The organism is uncultured Aquitalea sp. (assembly GCF_945957525.1).
Taxonomy (GTDB): domain Bacteria; phylum Pseudomonadota; class Gammaproteobacteria; order Burkholderiales; family Chromobacteriaceae; genus Aquitalea.
This window is the reverse complement of the sequence record NZ_CAMFLA010000015.1, coordinates 47599-65794: the sequence shown is the minus strand read 5'-3', so window position 1 is coordinate 65794 and position 18196 is coordinate 47599. Positions and strand designations below refer to the sequence as shown.

The 18196-nt window shown below is 59.1% G+C and carries 17 protein-coding genes and 3 tRNA genes; 12 read left to right on the top strand and 8 right to left on the bottom strand.

Annotated elements, in window-relative coordinates; all coding sequences use genetic code 11:
* Positions 1-533 precede the first annotated feature (533 nt).
* Positions 534-1103, bottom strand: coding sequence for a dCTP deaminase (gene dcd / locus Q0P52_RS14580; RefSeq protein ID WP_293813731.1), 570 nt, complete (start codon positions 1101-1103; stop codon positions 534-536).
* A 198-nt stretch (positions 1104-1301) separates the two neighbouring features.
* Between dcd and Q0P52_RS14575 the strand changes: the two genes are divergently transcribed.
* The 3 genes from Q0P52_RS14575 (at position 1302) to Q0P52_RS14565 (ending at position 4370) form a co-directional block, all read left to right on the top strand.
* On the top strand, positions 1302-1532 hold the full coding sequence (locus Q0P52_RS14575; RefSeq protein ID WP_293766902.1) for a FeoA family protein: 231 nt from the start codon (positions 1302-1304) through the stop codon (positions 1530-1532).
* Entirely contained in the window at positions 1529-3298 is a 1770-nt protein-coding gene (feoB, locus tag Q0P52_RS14570; RefSeq protein ID WP_293766905.1) for a ferrous iron transport protein B, read from the top strand. Before Q0P52_RS14575 ends, feoB begins: the two co-directional genes overlap by 4 nt.
* Before the next feature lie 133 nt (positions 3299-3431).
* A complete protein-coding gene (locus tag Q0P52_RS14565) occupies positions 3432-4370 on the top strand; it encodes a dihydroorotate oxidase (protein ID WP_293766908.1) in 939 nt (312 codons plus the stop codon).
* Positions 4371-4475: 105 nt separating this feature from the next.
* Here the strand turns inward: Q0P52_RS14565 and Q0P52_RS14560 are convergent, their stop codons facing one another.
* From Q0P52_RS14560 to Q0P52_RS14550, 3 genes are all read right to left on the bottom strand, one after another.
* The gene (locus Q0P52_RS14560; RefSeq protein ID WP_293766910.1) at positions 4476-5255 is read right to left on the bottom strand and encodes a class III extradiol ring-cleavage dioxygenase; all 780 of its coding nucleotides are present in this window, start codon (positions 5253-5255) and stop codon (positions 4476-4478) included.
* Between the two features lie 201 nt (positions 5256-5456).
* Positions 5457-5582: a hypothetical protein gene (locus tag Q0P52_RS14555; protein ID WP_293766913.1), complete on the bottom strand. Its 126-nt coding sequence runs from the start codon at positions 5580-5582 to the stop codon at positions 5457-5459.
* 411 nt (positions 5583-5993) lie between these two features.
* A complete protein-coding gene (locus Q0P52_RS14550) occupies positions 5994-6974 on the bottom strand; it encodes a recombination-associated protein RdgC (protein ID WP_293766915.1) in 981 nt (326 codons plus the stop codon).
* 92 nt (positions 6975-7066) lie between these two features.
* Here Q0P52_RS14550 and Q0P52_RS14545 point away from each other — a divergent pair.
* The 3 genes from Q0P52_RS14545 (at position 7067) to Q0P52_RS14535 (ending at position 7442) form a co-directional block, all read left to right on the top strand.
* Positions 7067-7143 (top strand) — tRNA-Pro (locus Q0P52_RS14545).
* Positions 7144-7229: 86 nt separating this feature from the next.
* A tRNA-Pro gene (locus Q0P52_RS14540) sits at positions 7230-7306 on the top strand.
* Positions 7307-7366: 60 nt separating this feature from the next.
* Positions 7367-7442, top strand: a tRNA-Thr gene (locus Q0P52_RS14535).
* A gap of 226 nt (positions 7443-7668) precedes the next feature.
* Here the strand turns inward: Q0P52_RS14535 and Q0P52_RS14530 are convergent.
* The 4 genes from Q0P52_RS14530 to Q0P52_RS14520 all read right to left on the bottom strand — a co-directional run bounded on the left by Q0P52_RS14530 (position 7669) and on the right by Q0P52_RS14520 (position 9065).
* A complete protein-coding gene (locus tag Q0P52_RS14530; RefSeq protein WP_293813730.1) occupies positions 7669-8463 on the bottom strand; it encodes a DNA adenine methylase in 795 nt (264 codons plus the stop codon).
* Complete coding sequence (locus Q0P52_RS14525) at positions 8426-8662, bottom strand: Com family DNA-binding transcriptional regulator (protein WP_293765679.1); 237 nt, start codon at positions 8660-8662, stop codon at positions 8426-8428. Before Q0P52_RS14525 ends, Q0P52_RS14530 begins: the two co-directional genes overlap by 38 nt.
* Positions 8649-8828 carry a phage minor head protein gene (locus Q0P52_RS19340; RefSeq protein ID WP_293765682.1) on the bottom strand — a complete coding sequence of 60 codons (180 nt, stop codon included), beginning with the start codon at positions 8826-8828 and terminating at the stop codon, positions 8649-8651. The genes Q0P52_RS14525 and Q0P52_RS19340 overlap by 14 nt, the downstream gene beginning before the upstream one ends.
* A 99-nt stretch (positions 8829-8927) precedes the next feature.
* Positions 8928-9065, bottom strand: a complete 138-nt coding sequence (locus Q0P52_RS14520) for a hypothetical protein (protein WP_293765678.1) — start codon at positions 9063-9065, stop codon at positions 8928-8930.
* On the opposite strand from Q0P52_RS14520, the gene Q0P52_RS14515 reads away from it, so the two are divergent.
* The 6 genes from Q0P52_RS14515 to Q0P52_RS14490 are packed head-to-tail and all read left to right on the top strand — an operon-like array spanning position 9051 to position 18144.
* Complete coding sequence (locus tag Q0P52_RS14515) at positions 9051-11378, top strand: TonB-dependent siderophore receptor (protein ID WP_293813729.1); 2328 nt, start codon at positions 9051-9053, stop codon at positions 11376-11378. The genes Q0P52_RS14520 and Q0P52_RS14515 overlap by 15 nt on opposite strands.
* 18 nt (positions 11379-11396) lie before the next feature.
* Complete coding sequence (locus Q0P52_RS14510; RefSeq protein WP_293765676.1) at positions 11397-12809, top strand: Y4yA family PLP-dependent enzyme; 1413 nt, start codon at positions 11397-11399, stop codon at positions 12807-12809.
* 4 nt (positions 12810-12813) lie between these two features.
* Complete coding sequence (locus Q0P52_RS14505; protein ID WP_293765675.1) at positions 12814-13860, top strand: cysteine synthase family protein; 1047 nt, start codon at positions 12814-12816, stop codon at positions 13858-13860.
* Complete coding sequence (locus Q0P52_RS14500) at positions 13857-15002, top strand: NAD/NADP octopine/nopaline dehydrogenase family protein (RefSeq protein ID WP_293765674.1); 1146 nt, start codon at positions 13857-13859, stop codon at positions 15000-15002. The genes Q0P52_RS14505 and Q0P52_RS14500 overlap by 4 nt, the downstream gene beginning before the upstream one ends.
* Positions 14999-16906 carry an IucA/IucC family protein gene (locus tag Q0P52_RS14495; RefSeq protein WP_293765673.1) on the top strand — a complete coding sequence of 636 codons (1908 nt, stop codon included), beginning with the start codon at positions 14999-15001 and terminating at the stop codon, positions 16904-16906. Before Q0P52_RS14500 ends, Q0P52_RS14495 begins: the two co-directional genes overlap by 4 nt.
* Before the next feature lie 2 nt (positions 16907-16908).
* A complete protein-coding gene (locus Q0P52_RS14490; RefSeq protein ID WP_293765671.1) occupies positions 16909-18144 on the top strand; it encodes an MFS transporter in 1236 nt (411 codons plus the stop codon).
* The last annotated feature ends 52 nt before the right edge of the window (positions 18145-18196 follow it).

Here is an 18196-nt window from a genome sequence, read left to right as displayed (position 1 = left end):
GGTGGCAAGAACCATCATGGAAAACAATGAGCCAAGGCAAAATTGATGGCTTCTAGCGGTTTGAGATGGTTCAGGTTTGTTTTTTATGAATATGGAATGGTTTGTGGAAAAAAAAAGGGGCGTTACGGCAAGGGGGAACCGCGACGTCCCAAGAAGAAACAGCTTTGCAGTGCCAGGGTTTTGCCACCGGGAAAGGTGCCGAACCCACTGTTCATCCTAGAACAAGCAGCCGATTTTGCGACCCGCTTTTTCAGCTGCGTCAGTCGGTGTTCTTTGAACAATCCTGCGATGACAAGACCCGTGGCGGGCGGGAGCGATTGTTGAGGGCAGACGTAAAAAAGGGACAGCGCAAGCTGTCCCTCAGGCGGCTGATAGAGTCATGGGATGAGTAGGGTGCGGGGCCCGACAGGGCCGGGTCCTTCGGCTAACCTATTGCTGCGAACCTTCCCATTGACCTCCTCCCAGCCAGAGAGCCTCGATTTTCGGGCAGAAAGCGAGAGGAGGTTTTTCAACAATCAGAAGTGCAGGCAGTGTCAGGGGCGCGGCAGGGTCACGCCGACCTGGCCCATGTATTTGCCGCTGCGATCCGCGTAGGACACGTCGCACACTTCGTCGGATTCAAAGAACAGCACCTGCGCCACGCCTTCGTTGGCGTAAATCTTGGCCGGCAGGGGGGTGGTGTTGGAGAACTCCAGCGTCACATAGCCTTCCCATTCCGGTTCGAACGGGGTGACGTTGACGATAATGCCGCAACGGGCATACGTGGATTTGCCCAGGCACACGGTCAGCACCGAGCGCGGGATGCGGAAGTATTCCACGGTGCGGGCCAGCGCGAAGCTGTTGGGCGGGATGATGCAATAGCCCTTGCCGGATACCTCTACAAACGAATCCGGGTCGAAGTTTTTCGGGTCGACGATGGTGCTGTTGATATTGGTGAACACCTTGAATTCGTCGGCGCAGCGAATATCGTAGCCGTAGCTGGATGTGCCGAAGGAAATGACCTTTTGACCGTCGACGTTCTTGATCTGGTTGGCTTCGAACGGCGCGATCATGCCTTGTTCTTGCGCCATGCGCCGGATCCACTTGTCAGATTTGATGCTCATGGGCCTGGGTCCGCTTCTGATGTCAAATAGTGAGGATTCTAAACGCTCTCGTCGGTGCAGGCCACTGCCGCGAAAGGGGCGGGCGGCAGGTTTGACGCGCGTCAAACCGCATGCGGGCAAGTAATGGAAAACCGCGCAAGGCACAGGGGCTTCTGGTTATAATAATGCAAATAATTCGCGTTACAGGGTTGCATGCTTATGTTGTCGCTTGATCAGTTCCCATTGGGAAAGCCGGGGGTTGTCGACAGCCTTGATCTGTCTGATGAGGCTTATCGCCGCGTGGCCGCTTTCGGCCTGATTCCCGGCTGCCTGTTCAGTCTGGCTCGCAGCGCGCCCTTTGGCGGCCCGCTGGTGCTGGAGGTGGGTGCCACTCGCTTTCTCTTGCGCCGCAGCCTTGCCCGTTCCATCAAGGTGCGGGACGCGGCATGAAAAGATTCGCTCTGATAGGCCTGCCCAATACTGGCAAATCCACTGTTTTTAACCGCCTTACCGGCATGTCGCAGCGGGTAGGCAACTGGCCCGGTCTGACGGTGGATCTCACTAGCGCCAAGCTGTTGCTGGGCGGCAGCATGGTGGAGTTGATCGACTTGCCCGGCGTCAACGATCTTACCGGTTACTCCGATGACGAAGCCGTGGTGCGCGATGTACTGCTGAGCACCGGTTTTGACGGCGTGCTGCTGGTGTTGAACGCCGCGCAGCTGGATCGCCAGCTGCCGCTGGCCTTGCAGGTGCAAGCGGCGGGCTTGCCTTGCGTGCTGGCGCTGAATATGGCGGACGAAGCCCACTTGCTGGGCGTGACGCTGGACGTGGAGCAACTGTCGGCCCGCTTGGGCATGCCGGCGGCGCTGGTGTCCGCCAAGCGCATGCAAGGTTGGCCGAAGCTGATGGACGCGCTCAACAAACTGGCTTGCCGCGAGGGCGGGCCGGTGCATGCCGCGCTAGACAAGGTGCCGGAAACCGAAGCCGCCTTCGAGGCCGCGCGCGGCAAGCTGGCCGGCGCATGGAGCCTGCCGCCGGTGTTGCCCAAAGGCCTGACCGAAAAGGTCGACAATTGGCTGATGCATCCCTGGCTGGGCTTGCCCTTGTTTTTTGCCTTTATGGCGGTGCTGTTCAACGCCACCTATCAGATAGGCACGCCCTTGCAGGGTCTGGTGTCCGGCGGTATGGACTGGCTCAAAGAACACGCCTTGTCGCTGTTGATCGCGCCGCTGCCGGCCATTGTGCAAAGCCTGCTGGTGGATGGCATCTGGCAGGGGGTGTCCACAGTGGTCACGTTTGCGCCCATCCTGTTTGTGTTCTTTGTGCTGATGGCCATGGTGGAGGATAGCGGCTATCTGGCGCGCGCGGCGTTTCTTACCGATGCCTTCATGGCGCGGCTGGGGCTGGATGGCCGTGGTTTCGTCATGCAGCTTATGGGGTTTGGCTGCAATGTGCCGGCCATCCTGGGGACCCGTGTCATGCGGCAGAAAAAACAGCGCTTGCTCACCATGATGGTGATTCCGTTTTCCCTGTGTTCGGCGCGTTTGCAGGTGGTGGTGTTTTTCGCCGGCGTGCTGTTCAAGCCTTCACAAGCGCCCTGGGTGCTGAGCGCGCTTTATGCCTTGAGCTTCGCCGTGGCCATTTTCACTGCCTGGGTATTCAAGCACCGCTATCGCAGTAACGAGGCTTTTCTGCTGGAGGTGCCGCCTTACCGCCTGCCGGGCGCGCGACACATGCTGATTCGCGCGGTGGGCGAGGTGCGGGCTTTCTTGCAGCTGGCTTCCAGTTTCATCTTGATGGGGGTGGTGCTGGTGTGGCTGGTGTCGCACATTCCGGCTGGCGGGGACAAATCGCTGGCGGATGTACTGGGCACGGTGTTTGCGCCGGTGCTGGACCCGATCGGCATCCGTCACGAGCTGGCCGTGGCGCTGCTGGTGGGTTTTGTCGCCAAGGAGATTCTCCTCGGCGGTCTGGCCGTCATCTACGGCGTACCGGAAACCGGTCTTGGCGCCGCGCTGGTGGCCCATCTGGACTGGGCCTCGGCCATGAGCTTCCTGATCTTCACCCTGGTGTATGTGCCTTGCCTGTCGACGGTGGCTGCCATCCGTCGCGAGTCCGGCAGCCGCAGTTTCACTGCGCTGACGATTGGCTGGTCGGTGCTGCTGGCCTGGGTGTTGTCTTTTGTCTTCTACCAGACGGTGACCCATTTGCGTTGAGACCCACCCGCCGTCTCCGCCAACAGCCGCCTTGAGCGGCTGTTTCTGTTTTTGGCTTGATCCTGCTCATGATATTAGAAATCAATGATATATATGCTGCAGCCTGTTCTCATTACTCCCCGGACGCGCCGTCATGACTGTTGATCTTTCCGTTTCCTGGCTGGGCATGACCATGCCCAACCCGCTTTACAATGCCTCCGGCGTGATGTGCCGCAGCGTGGAGGAGCTGGAGCGGGTGCGCTTGTCCGCGGCTGGCGCGGTGATCACCAAAAGCTGCACGCTAGACCCGCGCGAAGGCAATCCGGAGCCGCGTTACGCCAGCACTCCGCTGGGCAGCATCAACTCCATGGGTTTGCCCAACGCCGGCTACCGCTATTACTTCGACTATGCCCGCCGTTACCCGCACCATGCCGGCAAGCCGCTATTCCTGTCGCTGTCGGGCCTATCACTGGAAGACAATCTGACCATGCTGGAGGCGCTGGCGGTTGAGCAACTGCCCTGTTTGCCGGAAATCAATCTGTCTTGCCCCAATGTGCCGGGCAAGCCGCAACTGGCCTACGATTTTGCCGCTACGGCCATTGCCTTGGCGGAGATCAGCCGCGCCTGGCACGGACCATTCGGGGTGAAGCTGCCGCCGTATTTCGATCCGGTGCATTTCGTGGAAATGGCCCATGTGCTTGGGGGGTATGCAGGATTGCGCTTCATCACCTGCATCAATTCCATTGGCAACGGGCTGGTGATTGATGTCGAGCGGGAAAGCACGGTCATCCGGCCCAAGCAGGGGCTGGGTGGGCTGGGCGGCGATTACGTACTGCCGACGGCGCTGGCCAATGTGCGCGAGTTTGCCCGGCTGTTGCCGGAGAAACATGTGATTGGCTGCGGCGGCATTCGCAGCGGCAAGGAAGCGTTCATGCACATTCTGGCTGGGGCCACAGCGGTACAGGTCGGCACCTGTTTGCATGAAGAAGGCGAGGGTGCCTTTGAGCGCATTCTGGGCGAGTTGACCGACATCATGCGCGCCAAGGGCTACCACCGGCTGGAGGATTTCCGCGGTCGCCTCAAAGTGTGCTGAGCGCGGTCGCAAAAAGATAAGGTTGGCCGAAGGTTTTCGGCCAACCTTATCAATGACCCCGTTTTGGCGTTGATTCAAAGCGGTGCGGGCACCGTCCTGGATTGGTCAGTCGAAGCGCCAGCAGGCCATCGACAAAGACCCCATGCGCCAGTCATCGTGCAGCTTTACCGGTGGCGTGTCGTCCGAAGCCGCTCCCAGCATGACCAGCAGCGGATTGAAGTGCTCGTCGCTGGGGTGGTTTTCCCGGCAGTGCGGCGCCCGTGTTTTCCACTGCAGCATGTCGCTCTGGCGGTTGTCTTGCAGCGCCTGGTTCATCCATTCGGCAAACTCCGCCGCCCAGGCGGGCGGCGCGCTGCCGTCGCGCATCAGCGCCCACAGATTATGGGTGTAGCTGCCGGATCCGATGACCATCACATTGTCGTCGCGCAGGCTGCGCAGCGCCCGACCCATGGCGAAGTAGGTGTCGGCGGACGCGCCGTGCGGCAGCGACACCATCACCAGCGGCACATCGGCTTGCGGATACATCAACATCAACGGCGTCCACATGCCGTGATCCAGATCGCGGTGGTCGGTGGTACCCACGCGCAGACCGCTGTCGCGCAGCAGATTCACCACCTCGCCCGCCAATGCAAGGTCTGTGCTGGCCGGGTAGCGCAAGGTATAGAGCACGGCCGGGAAACCGCCAAAATCGTACATCGTGCCCGGCTTGGGGCTGAGGTTGACCAACGGCGCGGCGCTTTCCCAGTGGGCGGAAACAATCACGATGGCGCGCGGGCGCGGCAGGGTTTTGCCCAATTGCGCCAGAAAATGGCGGGTGGGGCTGTCTTCCAGCGGCAGCGTGGGCGCGCCGTGGGAAATGAAAAGGGCGGGTTGTCTGTTGCTCATGATCTGGCTGCCTGGAGTGTTGTCATGGCATCAGCTTAATGCAGACGCGAAGTGAGAAATACCCCTGTTACGGGAGTAGGTTATTTACCGCCAGTAAACAACCTGCAGGTATTCGACACTGTATGGGGCAGGCTATTGCCTGCCGGCGGGATGCGCTGTTGCGAGGTGGCCGACCGATGCCGGGAGGCGCGGCGGGCGCACTCAAAGATGACTGAGCAGCCAGAGCCAGCCAGCAGCCACCACCAGCATGCCCAATTGGCGCTGGGCGCTGCGATGGAAGACGATGGGCGCGGCGGCGAGGCGGTTGGCGCTAAGCGTGCGGTTCATAGTGGTGCTCCTTGCTGTTGATGGCTCGATTGTGGTGCAAGGCTTCTCATTTATCAAATTGAATATAAATCTTTAATTGATAGTTATTTGTTATTGATGAGAGTGGGCAGGCTGTCGCACAGCACACACAAAACAATTTCGGCCAACGCAGGGTTGGCCGAAGGGTATGAGAACTCGGAGAGATGACGCGGGTGGCTTCATTGCAGCCAGGCAAAGCTGGCCAACATGTCCAGCAAGGCATCTTGCCATTCATGCGGATTGTTCATGGTGCGCTCCTTGGCTTGTCGACAGACTAGAGTATGGCGGCTCCTGATAGTTTGGTTAAATTGATTGTTGTTAATCCATTGTTTGCTATCGACTATAGACAAAAAAAGGAGCCGATGGCTCCTTTCTGTCTAGCAGCACCCGGGATCAATCCCAAGGAACATCCGCAACTTCGGCGTTGCCGTCAGCGGCGGCGCGTTCCGGCGCGGCGGCGGCAGGAGCGGCTTGCGATGCTTCCAGCCCGCCCAGCGCGGCGATCAGGGCCTCTACCAGCTCGCCCAGCTCTTCGCTCATCAGCGTAAAGGTGGCTTCAAACAGGCTGTCGCGGTCATCGCCGGCATGGCTGGCCTCTTCTTGCAGCACGTCAAGGAACTGAATGCGCTTGAGTTGCAGTGTATCGGTCAGCATGAAGCGGATCTTTTCCTGCCAGATCAGCCCCAGACGGGTTACCTGCTTGCCGGTGGCGATGTGCTGGCGAATCTCGTCGGCCGTGAGGTCGATGCGGCTGCAGCGCACCACTGCGCCGTTTTCGCTGCTGTCTTTCAGCTCACAATCCGCGTCCAGCTCAAAACCCTCAGGCGCTTCGCCGCCGGCCAGCCAGTCGGTCATGGCCGTATGCGGCGCAATGGCGGTGCGCGGCAGCGCGGCGGGGAAGGGCGGCAAGGCCTCGCGCAGTTTGGTCACCAGGGCCTCGGCCTTGCTGGCAGTGCCGGAATCCACCATCAACCAGCCGCGCCGGGTGTCCAGATAGGCGGACAGGCGGTGGCTGCGGACAAAGGCGCGCGGCAGCAGGTCGTCGGTGACCTGCTCTTTGAGCGCCAGTTTTTCCTTTCGGCCCACCTTGCGCAGCTCGCGGGCTTCGATGTCGGCCACCTTCATGTCCACCACATCGCGGATCACGCCGGCAGGCAAAACCTTGTCTTCGCGCCGCAGCGATACCAGCAGGCTGCCGCGAGCGCTGTACACGGGTTCATCAAGGTGCCCGGCGACGGAAACCCAGCCTTCGCTGAACCAGTCCAGGCCGGAGCAAGGCTGGAACGGCCTTTTCCCCAGAGCATCAGACAGTTGCGATTGATCGGGGATGGCGTCCGGGCTCAGACGGTAAAAAGATAGTTGCTTAAACCACATAGTTGTTCCATAATGCGCGTCCTCTGAGCCGCAGATTGTAACGCGTCAGCGACGCGAGCGGCAGGCTTTACAGAGAGCGGTAATTGTGGGAGCGGAGTGTAGCTTAGCCTGGTAGAGCGCTACGTTCGGGACGTAGAGGCCGGAGGTTCGAATCCTCTCACTCCGACCAGCAATAAAAACCGTAAAATCCTTGCAAAGCAGCACGAAACAAGGTAAATTTCTCGTCTCCCAGCCGTCAGGGTGGGGATGCAAAATCGGAGTGTAGCTTAGCCTGGTAGAGCGCTACGTTCGGGACGTAGAGGCCGGAGGTTCGAATCCTCTCACTCCGACCAGATTCAAAAAAGCCTTGAATTTCTTTACAGAGACTCAAGGCTTTTTTACCAAGTTGGTTTGCCGGTATAGCTCAGTTGGTAGAGCAGCGCATTCGTAATGCGAAGGTCGGGGGTTCGACTCCTCTTACCGGCACCATAGAAATCAAGGGGTTAGGCTATCTTCAGGCCTGACCCCTTTTCACTTTGTGCCATATTTGTGTCATCGCCTCCCAAAATGGCGTCCAGCTTCTTCGCGTGATCAGACAAGTGACTAGGTGTAACGGCGCGGGAACCTTTGCACCGCTTTGCACTTAATTTTGCGCTGGCCTAACCGCCAAAGCTGCCGCAAAACTTACTGCACGCAACAGCCTTGGCTGGGGGCGTTAGAACAGACCGCCCAGAGCCTCTGGCTCCCAGTTGGTAATCACAAGCTCTCTACTGGTTTCGGCCGTGCCATAGTTGTTGGCTGTGCTGTACTTGATATCCAGCCCCTCCATCCAGAAGCCATCAAATACTGCCCGAATGTCCGGGTGGTCGTTAATGCTGACCATCACTTTACCCTTGCATGTCTGCATAGCTTCAGCCAACTGCTCATACTGGCCGAACTCAAACGGCACACCATAGCCTTCTGTCTGCCAATACGGCGGGTCAGCGTAGAAGAAGGTATGCGCCCTGTCGTATCTCTTAAGGCAGTCCTGCCACGAGAGGTTTTCGACGTAGGTGCCGGCAAGCCGCAGGTGTGCGGCACTAAGGTTCTCTTCGATCCGACATAGGTTGATGGCTGGGCCGGTGGTGGCCGTACCAAAGGTCTGTCCCGTAACCTTGCCAGCGAAAGCATGGTGTTGCAGGTAGTAAAATCTGGCCGCGCGCTGGATATCAGTCAACGTCTCCGGGCGGGTCATTTGCTGCCACTTAAATACTTCGCGGCTGCTAATTGCCCACTTGAACTGGCGGACAAACTCTTCCATGTGGTTTTGCACCACCCTGTACAGATTCACCAGCTCGCCGTTAACGTCGTTTAACACTTCGACGGGAGCAGGGACATGGCGCAGGAAGTACAACGCTGCGCCACCGCAAAACAGCTCTACATAGCACTCATGCTTCGGAAACAGGGGCATAAGCTTGTCAGCAAGGCGGCGCTTACCGCCCAGCCACGGGATGATCGGACTGGAGTCCATCGTCTTCTCCTAGACGTGGCGCTCCTGGGCGCTCTATAGGGAGGCTCTCGGCCTTCAGATGATTCAGCGCCCGACAGCGCGGGCACTTGATGGTCAATTCAAGATACCGGCCAGAGGCCAGTTTGCGGCCGCACTGGCCGCACCGGATTTCATGGTTAAACACTGCAAGCCCCTTAGAAGCTCTGTCAGAATGGATCATCAATCCTGAACACAAGGCCATTGAGTGCGGCATGGGCCGGCCTGGTGTGCTTGTCCATGATGGCCACGTATTCCAGATAGGGCCGGTTTGCCTGGTTGTCCACAAAGAACTTCCAACGGCTGGCCATGTAAGCCGGCTGCAGGTTGTTCTGGTGGATGGTCTTCAGTCGCCAGGGCGACAGGCCCTTGCCCAGTACTTCGCCGGTCTCCTTGTCGGTCTGGGCATCGCGGCCCTACCAGCCACGGCGCTGCAGCACCGGAATCAGCTACTTCTCAAAGTCGCTGTAGGTCTGCCCGGTCGCCAGCGCCTTGTCCACGGCCTGGCGAATGTCCACCAGCACATCCATCTTCATCACGCCAGCCACCGTGAAGGCTTTCGCCTGGGCCTCTTGCCAGACAATCATCTGCTCTTGCGCGATAGTAGTGAAATTTTAATTGATAATGATTTATCATTTGCATTACTATTTGAGAATGAATATTATTCTCAAATTGTGCAATCAATAAAGATAGGGAATTGTTTATTCATGAAACCCAAGTCTTACTCAGAAAGCGCTCAGATCTTGGCGCCTCTTGTTGTGGCGCGAGCCCTGGGGCCAAGTCCCTTGGCGCTTCACTTGGCCCTTGCAGGGGTGCTATGTATTGGCTTCTTCGGCCAAGCATTCGCCGACGATGCGCCTATCTTGCCGACCGTGACGGTTAGCGCTGATTCGTCAGGTGGCCAGCTGTTGCCCTATGCAGGCGGGCAGGTCGCGCGAGGTGCGCGGCTAGGGTTGCTAGGCAATACCGATACGATGAAGTCGCCGTTCAATATCAGCAGCTACACGGCGCAAAAGATGCAGGATCTGCAGGTGGATGCTGTAGCGGGTGTTGTAACCCAAGATTCCTCTGTCCGCGTGAGCCAGAACGGCGGCGTGGTTGATTCTTATTTCATTCGAGGGTTTCCAATCAATGAAGGCAATCTAGGTGAGATCGCCTTTGACGGTCTGTATGGCGTGGCACCCAACTACCGCGTTTTTACCGACTACGCTGAGCGCGTCGAGGTGCTTAAAGGTCCAGGGGCTCTGCTGTACGGTCTGTCACCGAATAGTGGTGTCGGTGGGGTGATCAATGTGGTGCCTAAGCGGGCGAAGGCAGAAGATTTGACCCGTGTCACCACCGACTTCGCTACGTCTTCTCAAATAGGTGAACATTTCGATCTCAGTCGACGTTTCGGTGCCGATCTTGAGTTCGGTTTTCGCCTTAATGGTAGGCATAGTCAGGGTAGTACTGCTGTGGACAAGCAGTCGCGCAAAACGGTTGTCGGATCTCTGGCTCTCGACTATCAGGGAGAACGGCTGCGCGCCTCGCTTGACGCATATAACCAGGAAGAAAAGTATGACGCCCCGTCGCGTCCATTTCTGATTGCATCGGAAGTTGCCGTTCCGTCTGCTCCAGCTAACAGTAACAACGTTAGCCAGCCTTGGGCCTGGTCGAAGATTAAAGAGCAGGGAGTCTTATTCAAAGCTGAGTATGACCTCATCGACAAGCTGACACTTTTTGTCAATGCAGGTGGCTCCCACTCCGACGTGGCGCGCCTGTCGGATCAGACACCGAAGATACTGAATAGCGTTGGAGATACCAGCGCGACGCCGATGTATTACAAGTTCGGCGTGGATCGCTCCAGTGCTGACGCCGGGTTGCGTGTTTATTTTGACACTGGCGTGGTTCACCATGCCGTTACCGTGCAGGCAAGCAGCTATCGTGACGAATTGTCGCGCTCGTCTGGCAGTGGTACCTCGGTGTTGTCGAACATTTACAGGCCGGTCGACAGTGCGAGCCAGGGCATCAGCTTGCCGTCCTCGATACCGAAGGTATCCTCGACTCATCTCTCAGGTGTAGCACTGGCCGACACTATGGTTATGCTTGACGAGCGCCTGCGAGTGACGCTTGGCGTGCGCCAGCAGCAAGTCAAATCGGACAACTTCGGAGCTGGCGGCGCGGTTACCTTGTCCTATGACAAGGCAGCTGTTACTCCGGTGGCCGGAGTGGTGATCCAGCCTTGGCAAATGGTGTCACTCTACGCCAACTACATCGAGGGACTAAGCAAGGGCGATATCGCTCCGTCGACGGCCAGCAACGCTGGCCAAGTGTTTGCACCATATAAAACCAAGCAATACGAGACGGGTGTCAGGATCGACCATGGCCGGCTGATGACAACGCTGAGCTTGTTCCAGATCACCAAGCCGAGTGGCCAAGTTACCAACAACGTGTTTGCCGTGGATAGCGAGCAGCGTAATCGTGGTATGGAACTTAACTTGTATGGCGAAGTGGCCAAGGGTTGGCGATTGCTCGGTGGAGTGACTTTGCTCGACGCTGAGCTAACCAAGACCAATAACAGAGCTACGCTTGGTAAGCGACCGGTTGGTGTGCCAACGGTACAGGCCAACCTGGGAGGCGAGTGGGATACGACTTGGGTGAAAGGGCTCACGCTGACCGGTAGCATCATCTACACCGGCAAGGAGTACGTCAACCAAGCGAATACCCAGAGCCTCCCGGCGTGGACTCGCTTTGACTTGGGCGGCCGCTACAGTACCAAGATCGAAGGGAAATCAGCCACATTCCGGGTGAACCTGTTGAATGTGTTCGATCGCCATTATTGGGCTGGAGTCGCTTCGTACGGCACGATCTCGCAAGGGACTTCGCGCACCCTGCAAGTGTCGGCTGCGGTTGATCTTTAAGTATTGGAAATGCCGACCATGGCCCTCCCCCTCCCCTTAAGGCCCCTCGCTGGGCGCGCCCATTCTCTTCCGCCGCTGCTGGATCCGGTCATCGCGAAGTTTCTACATGTGAAGCAACACCTGTTGCAAGTGCTGACCATGGAGTACGGCTCTCCACTCAACCTCGTGTGGCCACATTGCTTGGCACAAAACGTCAAAGCAATGCGTGCCGTGCTGGATCGGCACGAGGTGCGCTACGAGATATTTTACGGGGCCAAGGTTAACAAGTCACAAGCGCTGGTGCGCGCCGCAGTGGAAGCCGGCATCGGCGTAGACGTGTCGAGCATTTACGAAATGAACGACGCGCTGCGTGCGGGCCTTAATCGGGTTCGGCTGTGCGCCACAGGACCGGCTAAAACGCGAGCCTTTCACGAAGAACTGATTGCCAGGGGGGCGCTGATCTCGGTCGACTCTGTCGAGGAGTTGGCCGACTTGGCCGAGTATATGCACTCGGCCACAACAGGCTGCGCTGCACGCGTGCTGTTGCGCTACAGGCCGACTGGGGCACCGACTAGCCGCTTTGGTATGGGGGGGGATGAGCTCTTGCAATGCCTGCAACGGCTCGCAGAGCCGTCCAGCCGGTTTGCCTTCGAGGGCTTCCATTTTCACCTGGGTGGCTACGATGTCGAGTCGCGTGTGCAGGCGTTGCGGGAGCTGACTCGCTTTGTCGAGATAGCTCGCGAGCTTGGCCTGGCTCCACGCATGCTCGACATCGGCGGGGGCTTTCCGATCCGATATGCCGACGCAGGCGGCTATGCAGCATTCCTGCATGGGCAACGCGCCGGTGACTACCGTACCGGCAAGGTACCGGCTTCTTTCTATCCGTACGGCAGTAGCATGGGAGCGTGCGAGTGGCTCGACAGCTTCTTACTGGCGCAATGCAAGGAGGGTGTGTCGGTCGCTCGCTATCTCGATGACGAACGGTTGACCTTAGGATTGGAGCCGGGCCGCAGTTTGGCTGACCAGGCTGCCATTTCGGTGTTCCGCATCACCCGCGTCAAGCGTTTGGCGATGGGCGATTTGGTGATCTTGGTCGAGGGCAGCAGCTTCAGCGCTTGCGAAACCTGGTTCGCGTCCGAGTTCCTAGTCGATCCGATCCTGGTGTCCGGCCGTAATGACAACGCGACACTAAGCACCGATCTCCCACCTACGTCGCTGCGCGCCTATATCGCCGGGCACAGCTGCCTTGACGACGACGTGATCACCAACCGCTGGCTGTCGTTCGATACCCCACCGCAAGCCGGCGATCTGTTGGTGTACGCCAACACCGCCGGTTACCAGATGGATCTGCTGGAAAACGAATTTCACCGCCATCCTATGCCGCGCCGCGTTGCCGTGACTTACGACGCGGCCGGTATGCTGGCGGTTACCCCTGACGACCTCATGGAGTAAAGAGATGGTTCTGAACAAAGTAACCGATCTAATCGGCAATACCCCGATTCTTAGCATTTCTGTGCCGGCCAAAAATACCCGATTGCTGCTCAAGATCGAGAAGAACAACCCGGGCGGCAGCATCAAGGACCGCATGGCTCGCAATATGGTGATTGCGGCGCTCAAGTCAGGCCGCCTCAAGTCCGGCGGCGTGGTGGTGGAGTCGTCATCCGGCAACACCGGTTGCGGTCTGGCGATCGCAGCCATCGAATTCGGCTTGCGCTTCATCGTGGTGGTAGACCACCACGCGGCACAGGACAAGATCGCAGTGATGCGCGCGCTCGGTGCCGAGATCCGCTATGTCGAGGGGGACTACCGCGAGGATGAGGTTGCGGTGGTTGAGCGCCAACGCCTGGCAGCCGAAATCGCCTGCCAGATTCCCGGCGCGGTATTCATGAACCAGTCGGACAACGCGGCTAACGCCGGTGGTTATGGAGACTTTGTGCACGAACTGATCTGCCAGACCCGCAATGTAGATGCCTATGTCGGCTGCGTGGGAACCGGTGGTTCTATGACCGGCATCGCGCGCGGACTCAAGGTGCACAACCCGCGCGCTAAGACCATCGCGGTGGAGCCGGCCGGCTCCATCGTGTTCGGTCAGCCCGGCCACCCTTACTATCAGTCCGGTACCGGCACGCCGGCCGGCGACACTGTGGGTCTGGTACTAGACTACAGCTGCATTGATTTGGGTGTGCAGGTGACCGATGCGCAGGCGTTCGAAACCGCGCGTTACATCGCACGGCGTACTGGCCTGTTGGTAGGCGGATCCACCGGCGGCGCGATCTACAAGGCTCTGGAGCTCATTCATAGCGGCCTGATCGGTGGCAATGTGGTGACGGCGGTGGCGGACGGCGGTGAAAAATACCTGCACACCGTGTTCAGCGAGAGCTGGCTCAAGGAGCGCAATCTGCTCGATTCGAACATCTGGACCCAGCTCGACAACTGGTTGGCCCCGGGACATCTGGAAATTGAAGACGCGCCGCTGGCGATGCCACAGTTGAGCGCCGCATGATGGCGCAGTCGTTGAATGTCGTGATTTGCGGCGGCGGTCGCACCGGGCATCTGAGCGCTGTGCTGTTCAAGCAACTGCCCGGTGTGCGCGTATCGCTGCTGACCCATAACCCGGACGTGATCGAGCGCCATGCCGAAGCGAGCATCCGTGCGCTGTTGCCGGATGGGATCACCTTGTCGGCGCGGCTGGATGCGGTGTCGGACCAACCGCAACAGGTGCTGATCGATGCCGACGTGGTGATCGTTACCGTGCCGGCACAGGCGCGGCCTGCGTTACTGAAGACAATCGCTGATAATTTGCCGGAGCACAAGCCGGTCTACGTTGGCGCGATTCCGGGCTTCTGCGGTTTCGATTGGCTGGCCGAGAAGGCGCTGGCAGCACGGCCCAACGCGGTGATCTGGGGCATGAAAGATGTGCCGTATATAGCCTTCGAACTGCTGCCCGGCGTATCGGTGCGCATGGGCGGAGCCAAGAGCACGCTGTACGTTGGTACCCATCCGCGCGAAAGCGAAGTAGCGCGCCAAGCGCTGCTCGCGCACTTGCGTAGGCTGTATACCATGCCGGTCGAACTGCTCGGCCACTATCTGGAAATCACCCTGACCCCGGGCAATCCGATCATGCATCCGTCGGTGATCTACGGGCTGATCGGTCCGTATGCGCAGTGGCACAACAAGCCGTTTACCGTGCCGCTGAGCTGGTGGACTGATTGCCCGGAGCTCGGCGCCTATTACCTTGAGCGTTGCGACGAGGAAAGCCAGCTGCTGTGCAAAGCGGTCGAACAGCGACTGGGTGTGGATATGTCCTCGGTGCAGACGCTCAAGCAAGAGATTATCGAAGCCTACCAAGAGCAAATACGAGATCACTCCACCATGCTGTCGGTACTGCGAACCAATCAGGCCTATGACTCGATCCTGGTGCCGATGGTGCACACCGCGGATGGCTATGTGATTGACAAGGAAAACCGCGCTTTCCACGAAGACGTGGCGTTCGGTCTGGCGCTGCTGGTCGAAATGGGAAAGCGGCTGGGTTTGCGTATGCCATATATCGAAGAAATTTTTCACTGGAACATCGCCTACATGGGGGGATTACGCAGTTCCGCGCTCGATTATTTCCCGCCCATTTGGCCGGCTTGCGACTTATGAAAAGCAATCTGAATCCCCGACAAATCGGGAGCAACATGTCCGCAGGGCGCGAAGCCGTCGCCCTGCACAATGCCGAACGCAATGCACTGCGCCGCGTAGTGCGTTGCCTGTTCGCCGAAAAGATCATTGACCCCGCAATGTTGGTATTTGCTCCACAAGGCCGCAGCGTGTGGTTGCCGTTGTGGCATCGGCTAGCCTTGGTCTACTTCGAAGACTTGCAGGTGGCTCCCGCCAATACGTTCATCAATCATGGCGCGATCACCCTGATTGAGCACGGTGGCAAGCGCAGTGCGATCGTAAGTGCCGCACAGCTGATCGAGACCTTGCGTGAGTGCTTCGATTTTGCCCCGAGCGACGAAGGCGTAGCCGGCTTGAAGGCCGATATGGCCAACAGCGTCGCTAACGATGCACTGGCGCGCCTCTACCGCGAAGCGTGGAACGGCGAACTGCGCGAGCATATCGGTGTTGCCGGCGCTTGGGGCCTCACCGACTACTTGCGCCGACACTCCAGCACCAGCGCGGCGGCGGTGCTGCTCGACCAATGGGGCTCGCTCGAAGGACACCCGTTCTACCCGACCTGGAAATCCAAACCGGACTTGACCCCGGAACAGGTGGCCGCGCTGTCGCCCGAGTTCAACGCCAAAGTGCCGGTACGCATCGCCGCGCTTCGCGCCGATAACGCGTACTTGGAACGCATGCCGCACGTGCATAGCTACCATGACTGGTTCGCCGCGAATTTCCCCACACAATGGGCGAGTTGGAAGGCCGGCCTGAATGCCAGAGGACTCGATGAAACGGACTGGCTGCCGCTACCGCTCCACGCTTGGCACTTGGAGAATTTCGTGCGCAAGGAATACGCAGCCGAGATAGAGGAAGGTATCCTGATCCTGGATGGTCCAGACATCGAAACCCTGCCGACCATGTCGTTTCGTACCATGCTGCCGCAGTTGCCGGGCACGCCGCCGTTCATCAAGCTGCCGGTAGCATTGTGGCTGACCAGCGAGCAGCGCAGCCTGCAGGCGAAGTCGATCCATATGGGACCGCGCATCAGCGCAGTGATCAAGCGCATCCTGGCTGTCGAGCACGGTTTCGACCGGATGCTCGACATCTTCCCGGAAGAGGTGGCGTTCCACTATAAACATGCGGTGCGGCAGGAAGACCACCCGGGACGCCATCTGTCGGTCGCCTTCCGCAACAGCCGGGAAGCGTTCGAACGCTCCGATGGTCTGCTGCCAATCACCGTGGCTGCCTTGCTGACTGGTGCGCCGGTTAGTGGCCGGCCGCTCATCAGCGAACTGATCGAACGCGGTGGTGTGCGAGCATCCAGAGAGACGGTTGAAGCATATTTCCGTCAGTATGCGCGCGTAGTTACGCGCCCGGTGATCGCGATCTACCTGCTGTATGGAATCGCGCTTGAGGCGCACCAGCAGAACACCTCGGTGCTGTTCGATACGGATGGTGCGCCGAAGAGCCTGCTAATCCGCGACTTCGGCGACGGCCGCACCTACACGCCTCTACTGAATGCGCGCGGCTACGAACTCAAGCCCTATGTGTATCCTGGCATTCTGCCGACCATGTTCGATGGCGACATCGAGCCGGTGCGCTCGTTCGTGGTGGATGCATGCTTTGTGTGCCACCTGCACGAAGTGGCGCTGCTGTTAACCAACGAGTACGAACTAGCTCCGACCCGGCTGTGGGAGATACTACGCGAGGAGACCGAGGGCGCGTTCGATGCCGTCGCGGAGCGGGTCGATCCGGTGCTGTGGCAGCGAGAGCGGGTGGCCTTCCTTACGCAACCGTGGTTCACGCGCTCTGTGTTGCGCATGCATCTGCTCAAGTACGCCGACTACCGTCTGCAGCACCAACTGCCCAATCCACTGGCAGCGGCACCGAGCGGGAACTGACAATGGCACACGCTCCGATCGCGCCGGCACGGTCGTCACGGCTCATTCATCTGCTGTTCGTGGTCCAGTTGGTATCGATGGGCGCCATGGAGATGAGCGGGCCGTTCTGGCCCATTCATCTCCGGGCGCTCAGCACTTCCGGCTGGCAGTTCGGTTTTGCCGGCGTCGCCATTTACGTCGGCCCGATGCTCGGCATCGTGCTGACCAGCACATTCTGGGGGCGGGTCGGTGATCGCTTCGGCCACAAGCTTATGATGGTCCGCGCACTGCTCGGCCTGGCGCTGACTCAGCTTGCATTGGCCTTTGCCCAAGACGTGTGGACCATCCTCGTGCTGCGCCTCCTGCAGGGAGCCTGCGCCGGCTATATTGCGCCGGCGCAGGCGTATGGGGTCAGCATAGAGTCGCCCGCACGGCACGTGCGCCTGTTCGCCTATTTACAGGTGTCTACCAATGTTGGCTCGCTGTTCGGGGCCGTGGCAGGTGGCCTGATCCTCGATCATGCCAGCTTTTACTGGATCAACATCGGCGCCGCCGTGGCATGCGCAATCTGTGCGGGCACCGTTGCGCTGATCCTGCCCTCTGTGCGACCCGTTGCCAAGGCAGTGCCCTCCGTGAGTGACACTATGCTCGAACCTGGGGCGCTGTGGCGCAAGCCTCCGATCGCCGGGCTGCTTTGCGTGACTGGACTCCTGCTTTTGAGCCGTATGATCACCCAAACCCCATTCTCGCTCTATGTCCGCTCGGTGTTCGGCGTGAGTAATTGGCTGGTGGGTTTGAGCTACGGCTTGCAGGCGTTCGGTTTCGTGGTGTCGGCTACGCTGTGGGCACGCTATTTCGAACGCAAGCAACTGGACGACGCACTGCGCAGCATCACCCACGTGGCGATGGCTTGCGCGATATTGACGGCGGTAGCCGGCCTCACCCGCAGCATTGCGGTATTCATCGCTATTCATTTCGCCTGGGGTGTGCTGCTTGGCGCGACCACACCGGTACTGATGGCCTTGATCTCCAAGGCGGCTGGCAGCCAACGCCAGGGCTACATTCTCGGCATCGGTCAGAGCACTGCGCAGTTCGCGTCGATCACCGGCATCGCGCTTGGCGGCTGGCTAACCCAAGTCGTGGGGCTTCGCTACACCTATTTCTATGTGGCGGCATGCTACGCATTGGCGATGGTGGCCGTGTTGGCAATGCGGAGTGAACGGGTAACTACTGCCCGCCCACAGGAGGAGCATGGCTGAGTTTGCGCCAAGCGCTTGTAGTCTTCAGTCAGGCCCTTCAGCAATACGAGGC

Coding starts and splice junctions, on each gene's coding strand:
- dcd (WP_293813731.1), bottom strand. CDS start 1,103: ATGAGCATCAAATCTGACAAGTGGATCCGGCGCATGGCGCAAGAACAA.
- Q0P52_RS14575 (WP_293766902.1), top strand. CDS start 1,302: ATGTTGTCGCTTGATCAGTTCCCATTGGGAAAGCCGGGGGTTGTCGAC.
- feoB (WP_293766905.1), top strand. CDS start 1,529: ATGAAAAGATTCGCTCTGATAGGCCTGCCCAATACTGGCAAATCCACT.
- Q0P52_RS14565 (WP_293766908.1), top strand. CDS start 3,432: ATGACTGTTGATCTTTCCGTTTCCTGGCTGGGCATGACCATGCCCAAC.
- Q0P52_RS14560 (WP_293766910.1), bottom strand. CDS start 5,255: ATGAGCAACAGACAACCCGCCCTTTTCATTTCCCACGGCGCGCCCACG.
- Q0P52_RS14555 (WP_293766913.1), bottom strand. CDS start 5,582: ATGAACCGCACGCTTAGCGCCAACCGCCTCGCCGCCGCGCCCATCGTC.
- Q0P52_RS14550 (WP_293766915.1), bottom strand. CDS start 6,974: ATGTGGTTTAAGCAACTATCTTTTTACCGTCTGAGCCCGGACGCCATC.
- Q0P52_RS14530 (WP_293813730.1), bottom strand. CDS start 8,463: ATGGACTCCAGTCCGATCATCCCGTGGCTGGGCGGTAAGCGCCGCCTT.
- Q0P52_RS14525 (WP_293765679.1), bottom strand. CDS start 8,662: ATGATCCATTCTGACAGAGCTTCTAAGGGGCTTGCAGTGTTTAACCAT.
- Q0P52_RS14520 (WP_293765678.1), bottom strand. CDS start 9,065: ATGATTGTCTGGCAAGAGGCCCAGGCGAAAGCCTTCACGGTGGCTGGC.
- Q0P52_RS14510 (WP_293765676.1), top strand. CDS start 11,397: ATGGCCCTCCCCCTCCCCTTAAGGCCCCTCGCTGGGCGCGCCCATTCT.
- Q0P52_RS14505 (WP_293765675.1), top strand. CDS start 12,814: ATGGTTCTGAACAAAGTAACCGATCTAATCGGCAATACCCCGATTCTT.
- Q0P52_RS14500 (WP_293765674.1), top strand. CDS start 13,857: ATGATGGCGCAGTCGTTGAATGTCGTGATTTGCGGCGGCGGTCGCACC.
- Q0P52_RS14495 (WP_293765673.1), top strand. CDS start 14,999: ATGAAAAGCAATCTGAATCCCCGACAAATCGGGAGCAACATGTCCGCA.
- Q0P52_RS14490 (WP_293765671.1), top strand. CDS start 16,909: ATGGCACACGCTCCGATCGCGCCGGCACGGTCGTCACGGCTCATTCAT.